At 52.4% G+C, this 12,877-nt stretch carries 9 protein-coding genes, 2 tRNA genes and 3 rRNA genes; 2 read left to right on the top strand and 12 right to left on the bottom strand.

The genetic code is table 11. From position 1 onward, the window contains the following. Positions 1-3 precede the first annotated feature (3 nt). The 3 genes from dsbA to ACQ0PY_RS23735 form a co-directional block, all read right to left on the bottom strand. Positions 4-627, bottom strand: coding sequence for a thiol:disulfide interchange protein DsbA (dsbA, locus tag ACQ0PY_RS23725; protein ID WP_042325410.1), 624 nt, complete (start codon positions 625-627; stop codon positions 4-6). A 14-nt stretch (positions 628-641) separates the two neighbouring features. Next, on the bottom strand, positions 642-1,628 hold the full coding sequence (locus tag ACQ0PY_RS23730; protein WP_044257145.1) for a serine/threonine protein kinase: 987 nt from the start codon (positions 1,626-1,628) through the stop codon (positions 642-644). Between the two features lie 76 nt (positions 1,629-1,704). Then, complete coding sequence (locus tag ACQ0PY_RS23735; RefSeq protein ID WP_042325406.1) at positions 1,705-1,974, bottom strand: YihD family protein; 270 nt, start codon at positions 1,972-1,974, stop codon at positions 1,705-1,707. 69 nt (positions 1,975-2,043) lie between these two features. On the opposite strand from ACQ0PY_RS23735, the gene mobA reads away from it, so the two are divergent. Both mobA and mobB read left to right on the top strand, forming a co-directional pair. After that, positions 2,044-2,628 carry a molybdenum cofactor guanylyltransferase MobA gene (gene mobA, locus ACQ0PY_RS23740; protein ID WP_104445878.1) on the top strand — a complete coding sequence of 195 codons (585 nt, stop codon included), beginning with the start codon at positions 2,044-2,046 and terminating at the stop codon, positions 2,626-2,628. Continuing rightward, positions 2,625-3,128 carry a molybdopterin-guanine dinucleotide biosynthesis protein MobB gene (mobB, locus tag ACQ0PY_RS23745; protein ID WP_109740598.1) on the top strand — a complete coding sequence of 168 codons (504 nt, stop codon included), beginning with the start codon at positions 2,625-2,627 and terminating at the stop codon, positions 3,126-3,128. The genes mobA and mobB overlap by 4 nt, the downstream gene beginning before the upstream one ends. A gap of 102 nt (positions 3,129-3,230) precedes the next feature. Here the strand turns inward: mobB and rrf are convergent. The 9 genes from rrf to pepQ form a co-directional block, all read right to left on the bottom strand. Next, positions 3,231-3,346: ribosomal RNA gene (gene rrf / locus ACQ0PY_RS23750) — 5S ribosomal RNA — on the bottom strand. Positions 3,347-3,442: 96 nt separating this feature from the next. Then, positions 3,443-6,348 (bottom strand): 23S ribosomal RNA (locus ACQ0PY_RS23755). A 181-nt stretch (positions 6,349-6,529) separates the two neighbouring features. Next, a tRNA-Ala gene (locus ACQ0PY_RS23760) sits at positions 6,530-6,605 on the bottom strand. Positions 6,606-6,719: 114 nt separating this feature from the next. Continuing rightward, positions 6,720-6,796, bottom strand: a tRNA-Ile gene (locus ACQ0PY_RS23765). Positions 6,797-6,865: 69 nt separating this feature from the next. Next, positions 6,866-8,407 (bottom strand): 16S ribosomal RNA (locus tag ACQ0PY_RS23770). Together the 16S, 23S and 5S rRNA genes with 2 tRNA genes alongside form the textbook arrangement of a ribosomal RNA operon. Before the next feature lie 391 nt (positions 8,408-8,798). Then, positions 8,799-9,344 (bottom strand): menaquinone-dependent protoporphyrinogen IX dehydrogenase, encoded by a 546-nt coding sequence (hemG, locus tag ACQ0PY_RS23775; protein WP_042998838.1) that lies wholly within the window; start codon positions 9,342-9,344, stop codon positions 8,799-8,801. Between the two features lie 11 nt (positions 9,345-9,355). Further along, entirely contained in the window at positions 9,356-10,807 is a 1,452-nt protein-coding gene (gene trkH / locus ACQ0PY_RS23780) for a Trk system potassium transporter TrkH (protein WP_042326189.1), read from the bottom strand. A gap of 38 nt (positions 10,808-10,845) precedes the next feature. Next, entirely contained in the window at positions 10,846-11,460 is a 615-nt protein-coding gene (locus ACQ0PY_RS23785; protein WP_042998836.1) for an IMPACT family protein, read from the bottom strand. Beyond that, positions 11,460-12,791, bottom strand: coding sequence for a Xaa-Pro dipeptidase (gene pepQ, locus ACQ0PY_RS23790; protein WP_109739669.1), 1,332 nt, complete (start codon positions 12,789-12,791; stop codon positions 11,460-11,462). The genes ACQ0PY_RS23785 and pepQ overlap by 1 nt, the downstream gene beginning before the upstream one ends. Between the last annotated feature and the right edge of the window lie 86 nt (positions 12,792-12,877).

A 12,877-nucleotide genomic window follows, 5' to 3' on the forward strand; every position in this document is an offset into this window, starting at 1 on the left:
CTTTTATTTCTTACCGACCAGGTATTTCACCGTGTCAGCATATTGCTGAACAAAGATATCCATGCTGCTGGTATCCATGCCCTGCGGATTCACCTGATATTTACCGTTAACAAACATCGCCGGCACGCCCTGCAGTTGCAGATCGGCAGCAGCTTTTTCCTGCTGCGCAACCAGTGATTTCACGACAAAGCTGTTCCACGCGGCATCGTAATCTTCGCCTTTAATACCGGCATCCACGAACACTTTACGGATATCTGCAACGCTCTGCACGGTCTGGGTTTTCTGTACCCCTTCAAACATCGGCACAGTCACTTTATCTTCTACGCCCAGTGCCATCGCAACGGCCCACGCTTGCGTCAGATCCTTGCCCAACGGGCCCAGGAACTCAACGTGGTATTTGGTCATTTTGACGCCTTCAGGAAGTTTTTTCTTCACATTCTCAGAAACATGAAGGACTTCTTCAAACTGGTAGCAGTGTGGGCAATAGAAGGAGAAGAACTCCAGCACCTGCGGTTCACCGGCAACGGGCTTTTCCAGGGTGGTATACTGCTTACCATCCTCGAATTGCGCTGCCGATGCGCTAAAAGCTAAAACCATACCAGCCAGCGCCAGCCAAATCTTTTTCATGATTACGTCTCCGATTAATACATGGGTGTTAATTGTAATGGGGGTTCTTGCAGGACTTTTGCCTGCTCGATAAATGTCGCGGTCTGTCGTTGCCAGTAATCTTCCCCAGTTAACCACGGGAAGTTTTTAGGAAACGCAGGATCGTCCCAACGACGCATCAGCCAGGCAAGATAATAAACCAAACGCATAGCACGTAAAGGTTCAATCAGTTCAATTTCAGATGTTTCGAACTCACTAACTTCTTCATAAGCTTCAATAATCGTTTCAAGCTGCATACGTTGCTCAGCTTTATCACCATTAAGAAGCATCCACAGATCCTGAATGGCAGGACCGTTGCGGGAATCATCTAAATCGACAAACAGCGGCCCCTCGCGCCAGAGGATATTTCCAGCGTGGCAGTCGCCATGTAGACGAAGGCTGTCAAAATTTGTATGCCACCGCTCAATGACGGCCGCAATCAGCGTATCCGTCGCTTTCAGAAATGCGGCCTTTTGTGCGGACGGAATGAGTTGGGCATGCTCGAAGAGTTTACGCGGCTCGACGAGGTATTCGTCCAGCCCGATGGTCGGTCGCCAGGTAAATGGCTGCTTACGGCCGGTCTGATGAAGACGCCCCAGATAACGGCCCACCGCTTCCATTTGATCGATATTGTCCGCTTCGAACTGTCGACCGCCTACACTTGGAAAAATCGCGTAGTGGAACCCCTGATGCGATAATAGCGTCTGACCATTAAAAGCCAACGGCGCAGCAACCGGGACTTCATCCTCAAGCAGCTCAATCGCAAACTGATGCTCTTCCAGGATCTGATCAACTGACCAGCGCTCAGGGCGATAAAATTTAACGACAAAACGCCGACGGTCTTCATCCTGGAACTGATAGACACGGTTTTCATAGCTGTTAAGCGGGGTAAGACCAGAATCCACCCGGATCCCCTGCTCAAACAGCGCATCCATGATGGTATCCGGGTGTAATGTCTGGAAATTGAAAGTGTTGTTATTCATCCCATCATCCGGAAAATACGTCGAATGATTCAGGATATCATTTCATAACAGCTTCGGTGGCCCCGCTTACAAGCTTTTACTCTTTAATTACGCCACGAGCGCGCAACAGCGCCGTCTTGAAATCTTCCTCGTAATCTTTCTGAATACCGGGAATAACCGCGTCTTTTGCAGAGTCGCGCATTTTCAGGTGATAGATCAGAATGTCGTCGGTTAAATCCGCCAGTTCACCGTCAAAACCTGACTCTTTCGCCAGTTTCTGCAAAAATTGCATCAGGTTAAGGTCGGGCTCTTTTTGCCAGGCTGGCTGGAGGAGTTCAATAACTTCATTCAGGCGTTTACATTTCATGGTCGTGCTCCTTACTCTTGAGACAGACACGTTAGCAGGGTCAATCCCACAATAAAAGAGGCGATATCAGTGAATCAGGATAGTGCAATAACAGGGGTTGTACTGGCTGGCGGAAAGGCCAGGCGAATGGGGGGCATTGATAAAGGCTTGCTTGAGCTTAAAGGGAAACCGCTGTGGAAACATGTCGCCGATACGCTGTTATCCCAACTGGAAACGGTGGTTGTGAATGCCAATCGGCATCAGGAAATTTATCGCTCGGGTGGCCTGAAAGTCATTTCAGATGTGATGGCGGATTTTCCCGGCCCGTTGGCGGGCATGCTTTCTGTTTTCCAACAGGAGGCGGGCGACTGGTTTCTGTTCTGCCCCTGTGATACCCCTTTTATCCCGCAAACGCTGGCTGCCCGCTTACGTGCCCGGTGCAATCATGCACCGGTGGTATGGGTGCATGATGGAGAGCGCGATCATCCCACCATTGCGCTGGTTCACCGTTCAGTCCAGCCATTTTTGCAGCGCTATTTACAGTCTGGCGAGCGACGGGTCATGGTTTTTATGCGTCAGGCAGGTGGGCATGCCGTTGACTTCAGCGACTGCAAGGAAGCGTTTGTGAATGTGAATACCCTTGAGGAGCTTGATAAATGGCAGAAGAAACCATGATCCCTCTACTGGCTATCGCCGCGTGGAGCGGAACGGGAAAAACGACGCTGCTCAGGAAGCTAATCCCGGCGCTGTGCGCCGCCGGGATCCGCCCCGGACTTATCAAACATACGCATCATGATATGGATGTGGATAAGCCAGGCAAAGACAGCTACGAGCTACGCAAAGCAGGAGCGGCGCAAACGCTGGTCGCCAGTCAGCAACGTTGGGCATTAATGACTGAGACACCTGAAGAACCCGAACTGAATCTGGCGTACCTGGTCAGCAGGATGGATCATGCCACGCTGGATCTGGTGCTGGTTGAGGGATTTAAGCATGAGGCCGTGCCTAAGATCCTGCTGTTCAGAAGCGATGCAGGGCATGATTTCAGCGAATTAACGCTGGATGAGCATGTGATTGCGGTAGCCAGTGATGTTGTATTGCCGCTTGAAGTTCCGGTGCTGGATTTAAATGATCTGGATGTGATTGCGAAGTTTATTGTGGAGTGGAGTGCGATCTGACGACTTGCCGGGTGGCGGTTTCGCCTTACCCGGCCTACAAAATTCGGTGATCCAGAAACGCAAAAAGCCCATCCGTCAGGATGGGCTCTTCACTTGTTTGATGCCTGGCAGTTCCCTACTCTCGCATGGGGAGACCCCACACTACCATCGGCGCTACGGCGTTTCACTTCTGAGTTCGGCATGGGGTCAGGTGGGACCACCGCGCTAAAGCCGCCAGGCAAATTCTGTTTATTAACCCGCCTTTCGCCGGTTAATCTAATCTGTAATCACGCTGAAAATTTTCTCTCAATCCGCCAAAACAGCTTCGGCGTTGTAAGGTTAAGCCTCACGGTTCATTAGTACCGGTTAGCTCAACGCATCGCTGCGCTTACACACCCGGCCTATCAACGTCGTCGTCTTCAACGTTCCTTCAGGACCCTTAAAGGGTCAGGGAGAACTCATCTCGGGGCAAGTTTCGTGCTTAGATGCTTTCAGCACTTATCTCTTCCGCATTTAGCTACCGGGCAGTGCCATTGGCATGACAACCCGAACACCAGTGATGCGTCCACTCCGGTCCTCTCGTACTAGGAGCAGCCCCCCTCAATTCTCCAGCGCCCACGGCAGATAGGGACCGAACTGTCTCACGACGTTCTAAACCCAGCTCGCGTACCACTTTAAATGGCGAACAGCCATACCCTTGGGACCTACTTCAGCCCCAGGATGTGATGAGCCGACATCGAGGTGCCAAACACCGCCGTCGATATGAACTCTTGGGCGGTATCAGCCTGTTATCCCCGGAGTACCTTTTATCCGTTGAGCGATGGCCCTTCCATTCAGAACCACCGGATCACTAAGACCTGCTTTCGCACCTGCTCGCGCCGTCACGCTCGCAGTCAAGCTAGCTTATGCCTTTGCACTAACCTCCTGATGTCCGACCAGGATTAGCTAACCTTCGTGCTCCTCCGTTACTCTTTAGGAGGAGACCGCCCCAGTCAAACTACCCACCAGACACTGTCCGCAACCCGGATTACGGGCCCACGTTAGAACACCAGCCATTAAAGGGTGGTATTTCAAGGGCGGCTCCACACGAACTGGCGTCCGCGCTTCAAAGCCTCCCACCTATCCTACACATCAAGGACCAGTGTTCAGTGTCAAGCTATAGTAAAGGTTCACGGGGTCTTTCCGTCTTGCCGCGGGTACACTGCATCTTCACAGCGAGTTCAATTTCACTGAGTCTCGGGTGGAGACAGCCTGGCCATCATTACGCCATTCGTGCAGGTCGGAACTTACCCGACAAGGAATTTCGCTACCTTAGGACCGTTATAGTTACGGCCGCCGTTTACCGGGGCTTCGATCAAGAGCTTCTCCTTACGGATAACCCCATCAATTAACCTTCCGGCACCGGGCAGGCGTCACACCGTATACGTCCACTTTCGTGTTTGCACAGTGCTGTGTTTTTAATAAACAGTTGCAGCCAGCTGGTATCTTCGACTGATTTCAGCTCCACGAGTAAATCGCTTCACCTACGCATCAGCGTGCCTTCTCCCGAAGTTACGGCACCATTTTGCCTAGTTCCTTCACCCGAGTTCTCTCAAGCGCCTTGGTATTCTCTACCTGACCACCTGTGTCGGTTTGGGGTACGATCTGATGTTACCTGATGCTTAGAGGCTTTTCCTGGAAGCAGGGCATTTGTCACTTCAGCACCGTAGTGCCTCGTCATCACGCCTCAGTGTTAAAGTGAACCGGATTTACCTGGAACACACACCTACACGCTTAAACCGGGACAACCGTCGCCCGGCCAACATAGCCTTCTCCGTCCCCCCTTCGCAGTAACACCTGGTACAGGAATATTAACCTGTTTCCCATCGACTACGCCTTTCGGCCTCGCCTTAGGGGTCGACTCACCCTGCCCCGATTAACGTTGGACAGGAACCCTTGGTCTTCCGGCGAGCGGGCTTTTCACCCGCTTTATCGTTACTTATGTCAGCATTCGCACTTCTGATACCTCCAGCATGCCTCACAGCACACCTTCACAGGCTTACAGAACGCTCCCCTACCCAACAACACTTAGTGTCGCTGCCGCAGCTTCGGTGCATGGTTTAGCCCCGTTACATCTTCCGCGCAGGCCGACTCGACCAGTGAGCTATTACGCTTTCTTTAAATGATGGCTGCTTCTAAGCCAACATCCTGGCTGTCTGAGCCTTCCCACATCGTTTCCCACTTAACCATGACTTTGGGACCTTAGCTGGCGGTCTGGGTTGTTTCCCTCTTCACGACGGACGTTAGCACCCGCCGTGTGTCTCCCGTGATAACATTCTCCGGTATTCGCAGTTTGCATCGGGTTGGTAAGCCGGGATGGCCCCCTAGCCGAAACAGTGCTCTACCCCCGGAGATGAATTCACGAGGCGCTACCTAAATAGCTTTCGGGGAGAACCAGCTATCTCCCGGTTTGATTGGCCTTTCACCCCCAGCCACAAGTCATCCGCTAATTTTTCAACATTAGTCGGTTCGGTCCTCCAGTTAGTGTTACCCAACCTTCAACCTGCCCATGGCTAGATCACCGGGTTTCGGGTCTATACCCTGCAACTTAACGCCCAGTTAAGACTCGGTTTCCCTTCGGCTCCCCTATTCGGTTAACCTTGCTACAGAATATAAGTCGCTGACCCATTATACAAAAGGTACGCAGTCACCCCATAAAGAGGCTCCCACTGCTTGTACGTACACGGTTTCAGGTTCTTTTTCACTCCCCTCGCCGGGGTTCTTTTCGCCTTTCCCTCACGGTACTGGTTCACTATCGGTCAGTCAGGAGTATTTAGCCTTGGAGGATGGTCCCCCCATATTCAGACAGGATACCACGTGTCCCGCCCTACTCATCGAGCTCACAACACATGCAATTTTGTGTACGGGGCTGTCACCCTGTATCGCCGGCCTTTCCAGACCGTTCCACTACCACACATGCTGATTCAGGCTCTGGGCTGCTCCCCGTTCGCTCGCCGCTACTGGGGGAATCTCGGTTGATTTCTTTTCCTCGGGGTACTTAGATGTTTCAGTTCCCCCGGTTCGCCTCGTTAACCTATGGATTCAGTTAACGATAGTGCAACGAATTGCACTGGGTTTCCCCATTCGGACATCGCCGGTTATAACGGTTCATATCACCTTACCGACGCTTTTCGCAGATTAGCACGTCCTTCATCGCCTCTGACTGCCAGGGCATCCACCGTGTACGCTTAGTCGCTTAACCTCACAACCCGAAGATGTTTCTTTCGATTCATCATCGTGTTGCGAAAATTTGAGAGACTCGAACACACCATTAACAGTGTGTCGTTTCAATTTTCAGCTTGATCCAGATTTTTAAAGAGCAAAACTTCGCAGCGCACCCTTTCAGGTACACTCTGAAGTTTTCTTGATTACGTTCTACAGTATGGTGGAGCTATGCGGGATCGAACCGCAGACCTCCTGCGTGCAAAGCAGGCGCTCTCCCAGCTGAGCTATAGCCCCATACAGTGTAGTCAGAACCTCTGTACCGATAATTTTTCCTGAGACAAGGCGTGGAATGGCGAAGCATACTTAAAGTATGCGAGTCGTTTCACAACGCAGTATTCAGGGAAAATTTGGTAGGCCTGAGTGGACTTGAACCACCGACCTCACCCTTATCAGGGGTGCGCTCTAACCACCTGAGCTACAAGCCTGTAGAGGTTTTACTGCTCGTTTTTCATCAGACAATCTGTGTGGGCACTACAAAGGCAGGTTCTTTAAGGTAAGGAGGTGATCCAACCGCAGGTTCCCCTACGGTTACCTTGTTACGACTTCACCCCAGTCATGAATCACAAAGTGGTAAGCGCCCTCCCGAAGGTTAAGCTACCTACTTCTTTTGCAACCCACTCCCATGGTGTGACGGGCGGTGTGTACAAGGCCCGGGAACGTATTCACCGTGGCATTCTGATCCACGATTACTAGCGATTCCGACTTCATGGAGTCGAGTTGCAGACTCCAATCCGGACTACGACATACTTTATGAGGTCCGCTTGCTCTCGCGAGGTCGCTTCTCTTTGTATATGCCATTGTAGCACGTGTGTAGCCCTGGTCGTAAGGGCCATGATGACTTGACGTCATCCCCACCTTCCTCCAGTTTATCACTGGCAGTCTCCTTTGAGTTCCCGGCCTAACCGCTGGCAACAAAGGATAAGGGTTGCGCTCGTTGCGGGACTTAACCCAACATTTCACAACACGAGCTGACGACAGCCATGCAGCACCTGTCTCACAGTTCCCGAAGGCACCAAGGCATCTCTGCCAAGTTCTGTGGATGTCAAGACCAGGTAAGGTTCTTCGCGTTGCATCGAATTAAACCACATGCTCCACCGCTTGTGCGGGCCCCCGTCAATTCATTTGAGTTTTAACCTTGCGGCCGTACTCCCCAGGCGGTCTATTTAACGCGTTAGCTCCGGAAGCCACGCCTCAAGGGCACAACCTCCAAATAGACATCGTTTACGGCGTGGACTACCAGGGTATCTAATCCTGTTTGCTCCCCACGCTTTCGCACCTGAGCGTCAGTCTTCGTCCAGGGGGCCGCCTTCGCCACCGGTATTCCTCCAGATCTCTACGCATTTCACCGCTACACCTGGAATTCTACCCCCCTCTACGAGACTCAAGCCTGCCAGTTTCGAATGCAGTTCCCAGGTTGAGCCCGGGGATTTCACATCCGACTTGACAGACCGCCTGCGTGCGCTTTACGCCCAGTAATTCCGATTAACGCTTGCACCCTCCGTATTACCGCGGCTGCTGGCACGGAGTTAGCCGGTGCTTCTTCTGCGGGTAACGTCAATGGCTAAGGTTATTAACCTTAACCCCTTCCTCCCCGCTGAAAGTACTTTACAACCCGAAGGCCTTCTTCATACACGCGGCATGGCTGCATCAGGCTTGCGCCCATTGTGCAATATTCCCCACTGCTGCCTCCCGTAGGAGTCTGGACCGTGTCTCAGTTCCAGTGTGGCTGGTCATCCTCTCAGACCAGCTAGGGATCGTCGCCTTGGTGAGCCGTTACCTCACCAACAAGCTAATCCCATCTGGGCACATCCGATGGCAAGAGGCCCGAAGGTCCCCCTCTTTGGTCTTGCGACATTATGCGGTATTAGCTACCGTTTCCAGTAGTTATCCCCCTCCATCGGGCAGTTTCCCAGACATTACTCACCCGTCCGCCACTCGTCAGCAAAGCAGCAAGCTGCTTCCTGTTACCGTTCGACTTGCATGTGTTAGGCCTGCCGCCAGCGTTCAATCTGAGCCATGATCAAACTCTTCAATTTAAGTTTGATGCTCTTAGAATTAAACGTCGTAATGAATTACGTGTTCACTCTTTGAGACTTGGTATTCATTTTTCGTCTTGCGACGTTAAGAATCCATGTCACTCTGAGTGCCCACACAGATTGTCTGATAAATTGTTAAAGAGCAGTGCCGCTTCACTTTTTCTCAGCGGCGCGGGGTGTGCATAATACGCTTTCCCGCTTCAGAGTCAAGCATTTATTTCGCTTTTCTCTGTTGGTGTTCATCACTGGTTTTCACCGGAGAACCCCGCTGACCCGGCGGCTTGCGTGCCGTTGTTCCGTGTCAGTGGAGGCGCATTATAGGGAGTTATTTCGGGCTGACAAGGGGAAATTTAAAATAATTTTCCGAGTGCGCATTTTTTATTCTTTGCGTTTATTTAACCACCGAATCGGGGGTTAACTGGGCGATTTCGCGGGCAAAACTCGCCACTTGCTCCCAGTCGGTATAGATAACTTCTTTGCGCGTATCCGTTTCGCCGCCCGACATTTTCATAATGAGTTGAATCATCATGCGATCATACCAGCGATAGCGTGGGTACAGCAGCGCCCCGGCGATAACCGCAGAACGGTCTGGCCGCCACTGTGAGTTCATTAAAAACTTGCGCGCGTAGCTGTTGGTCTGCGGCGTCCGCTTTTCCGGTTTACGCGCCACCAGGTTGACGGAGTAAAACGCGCTTGGCATGTGATTCAGTCGCGTCGCATGTTTCTTCACAAACTCGAGAAATGCAGAATGATAGTGTCCATAACGAATGGATGCGCCAATAACTACACGATCATAGCGTTCCCAGTCAGGCTCTTCGGTACGATGCAGGTTGACGACATCCGTACAAACGCCAAGCTCTTTGAGTTCTGACGCCAGATAAGCGGCGATTTCCCGGGTCTGTCCATCGCGAGATGAGAAAAGAATCAGTGTTTTCACGTGTTACTCCATTATTCACGCCAGAAGGTCGGGGTAAAAAGTACCAGCAAAGTGAAGACTTCCAGACGACCGAACAGCATATTGGCAATCAGGATCCATTTTGCCACTGGATTCATACTGGCAAAGTTGTCCGCCACGACGCCCAGCCCGGGCCCAAGATTGTTCAACGTCGCCACCACGGAAGCAAAGGCCGAGAAATCGTCCACGCCAGTCGCGATAATCGCCAGCATACTGACAATAAAAACCAGCGCATACGCCGAGAAAAATCCCCAGACCGCTTCAAGAATACGCTCCGGCAGCGCGCGATTCCCCAGTTTGATGCTATAGACCGCATTGGGATGCACCAGGCGCTTCAGCTCGCGGTTCCCCTGTTTGAACAGCAAGAGGATACGGATAACCTTCAGTCCCCCGCCCGTTGACCCTGCACAGCCGCCGATAAACGCAGAACATAGCAGCAATACCGGCAGGAAAAGCGGCCAGCGCGCAATACTGTCGGTGGTAAATCCGGCCGTAGTCGCCATCGACACCACCTGGAAAAAGGCCTGATTGAGCGTCGTCAGTGCGGAGCTATAGATGTTATGGAACCAGAGCACTAATGTGCAGATGACCACCAGCGTCAGTTGGACGCCAATGAACATGCGAAATTCGGGGTCACGCCAGTAAACCTTTAGGCTGCGGCCACTCAGTAACGAGAAGTGCAGACCGTAGTTACAACCAGAGATTAATAAGAAGATAGCGATGATAGTGTTAATCGTTGGGCTGTCAAAATAACCCACGCTGGCATCATGGGTAGAAAACCCGCCGATCGCGATAGTAGCGAAACTGTGTCCGATGGCGTCAAACGCTGGCATGCCGGCAAACCACAGCGCCAGCGCGCAGGCGACCGTCAGCAGGACGTAGATCAGCCACAGCGTTTTTGCCGTTTCGGCAATACGCGGGCGCATCTTGTTATCTTTCAGCGGCCCTGGCATTTCAGCGCGATAGAGCTGCATCCCACCGACGCCGAGTATCGGCAAGATCGCGACGGCCAGCACAATGATTCCCATCCCACCGAACCATTGCAGCATCTGGCGGTAAAAGAGGATCGCATGCGGCAGCGAATCCAGCCCCACCAGCGTGGTAGCGCCGGTCGTGGTCAGTCCGGAGAATGATTCGAAAAACGCATCGGTAATCGTGAGGTTCGGGCTTTCAGAAAAAATGAAGGGTAACGCACCCACGCTACCCAGCACGGTCCAGAACAGTACCACGATCAGAAACCCTTCACGGGATTTCAGTTCGCCTTTCTCACGACGATTCGGCCACCACAACATGGAGCCAATCACCAGTGCGACAAAAAAGGTTTGCGTAAATGCGCGTCCCGCCCCATCACGATAGATAAGCGCTACCAGCCCCGGGAGGATCATCGTGCCCGAAAATAAGATAACCAGTAGTCCTACAATTCGGGTAATGGCGCGAAAATGCATCTCTGCCGCTTCCTTAGTTCTTCAAAATGAGGTGGGGATTATTCTTCAATCGCTAACAATTGCAATGAACCACGACTAAAATCCGCCAGCTTTGCTGAAAATTCATCCACTTTCGCATAAGGAAGCGCCACCCTTAACCGAACGAATGCCTGGTAATCACTGGTGACGATTTTGCCGCCATATTGACCCAGAAGTGCTTCAACGCCAGCCAACTGCGCGTACTCACACTGCAAAGTATATTCGGTTAATGGCGTCTTGCGCTGTGTCGTTAACTGACGCAATGCCTGGTTTACGCCACCGCCGTAGGCTTTAACCAGTCCGCCGGTGCCGAGTAAGATCCCGCCGTAATAGCGCACCACAACGGCGGTAATTTCCCCAACGCCGCTGCCCATCAACTGCGCGAGCATCGGCTTGCCTGCCGTTCCCGCCGGTTCACCATCATCTGAAAAGCCCAATTGCTGCGAATCATCCGGCGCTCCCGCCACCCACGCCACGCAATGGTGACGGGCGTCCGGGTGCTCCGCTCTGACTGATTCCACAAACGCTTTTGCCGCCTCTACGCCATCGGTATGCGCCAACAACGTAATGAAGCGGCTTTTTTTGATCTCTTCGACAACGGTGACCGGCGCCGCAGGGATTAACCAACTGTCCATTACGCCAGTTTCAGATCCCGCGTCATGTTTTCAACGTTGTTCTCGTGGATCACCACGTTATCTTCAATACGAATACCACCAAACGGTTTCAGCGCTTCAATTTTCTGCCAGTTGAAGTGTTTGCTGAACTGCCCTTCACGCCACGGCGCGAGCAGCGATTCGATGAAGTAAAAGCCCGGTTCAATGGTCAACACCATGCCCGGCTGGAGCACACGGGTGCAACGCAGATACGGATATTTGGACGGCGCGGCGAGATGCGTACCGGTGTCATCCTGCATAAAGCCCGCGACATCATGCACCTGCAGGCCCAGCGGATGGCCGATACCGTGCGGCATAAACGGTCCGGTGAGATCGTTTTCGACCATCGCCTCTTCGCTCATATCGGTGACGAGCTGATGCTTACGCAGCAGTTTTGCAATACGCTGATGGAACTGAACATGATAATCCACATAGCTGACACCCGCTTTCATGGTGGCAATCAGCGCCAGCTGTTCGTCATTCACATCTTTCACTAACTGCGCATACTCGTTGTCGCTTTTCGCCGACCAGGTACGGGTCAGGTCTGCGGCATAACCGTTGTACTCCGCACCGGCATCCAGCAAGAAGCTGCGGATTTCAGACGGTGCCTGATGATCCAGCTTTGTATAATGCAAAACCGACGCATGCTCGTTCAGCGCCACGATATTGCTGTACGGCACATCGGTGTCGCGGTGACCGGTCGCAGTCAGATAGGCCAGGTTGATATCGAACTCGCTCATCCCCGAACGGAAGGCTTCTTCCGCCGCACGGTGTCCATTCACCGCCATTTTCTGCGCTTCGCGCATGCAGGCCAGTTCGTAGTCCGTTTTGTAGGCGCGGTAATAGTGCAGATAGTCGATCACCCCTTTCGGGTTGATATTGCTGGCGGCGATCTCCAGTTGCAACGCACGCTCTGGAACCGGGCCGATATAACCAATATTGCCGCGCGCGGCAGGCAGTTGACTGCCAATGCCATCCGCCTTCGGCAGGGCAATCACCTCAACTTCTTCAGTCCAGAAGGAGGTCGGCAGCGGTTCAACGTTGTGCCAGTAATCGACCGGCAAGTAAAACCACAGTTTGGGTTTGTTCACCCCATCAACCAGCAACCAGCAGTTGGGAACCTGAGTCATCGGCACCCAGGCTTTAAACTGCGGATTAACCTTAAACGGGTAAGGATGATCGTCGAGAAAAACGTTAACCAGCTCGCCGGAGTGAATAAGCAGCGCATCAAGCTTAAAGCGTTCCAACGCATCACGCGTCCGTTCTTGTAAGGTAACGATATGATTTTTATAGAGTGCGGCCAGTGATTCCATTTTCTATCCTTCTGTTTTTTTCGACCTCAAGTCTCCGCATCTTAGCACATCGATTCACGAGAGCGTGATTTCTACCAGGTGTGATC

It is taken from the genome of Citrobacter sp. LST-B2, assembly GCF_057983045.1.

Coding starts and splice junctions, on each gene's coding strand:
- dsbA (WP_042325410.1), bottom strand. CDS start 627: ATGAAAAAGATTTGGCTGGCGCTGGCTGGTATGGTTTTAGCTTTTAGC.
- ACQ0PY_RS23730 (WP_044257145.1), bottom strand. CDS start 1,628: ATGAATAACAACACTTTCAATTTCCAGACATTACACCCGGATACCATC.
- ACQ0PY_RS23735 (WP_042325406.1), bottom strand. CDS start 1,974: ATGAAATGTAAACGCCTGAATGAAGTTATTGAACTCCTCCAGCCAGCC.
- mobB (WP_109740598.1), top strand. CDS start 2,625: ATGATCCCTCTACTGGCTATCGCCGCGTGGAGCGGAACGGGAAAAACG.
- trkH (WP_042326189.1), bottom strand. CDS start 10,807: ATGCATTTTCGCGCCATTACCCGAATTGTAGGACTACTGGTTATCTTA.
- ACQ0PY_RS23785 (WP_042998836.1), bottom strand. CDS start 11,460: ATGGACAGTTGGTTAATCCCTGCGGCGCCGGTCACCGTTGTCGAAGAG.
- pepQ (WP_109739669.1), bottom strand. CDS start 12,791: ATGGAATCACTGGCCGCACTCTATAAAAATCATATCGTTACCTTACAA.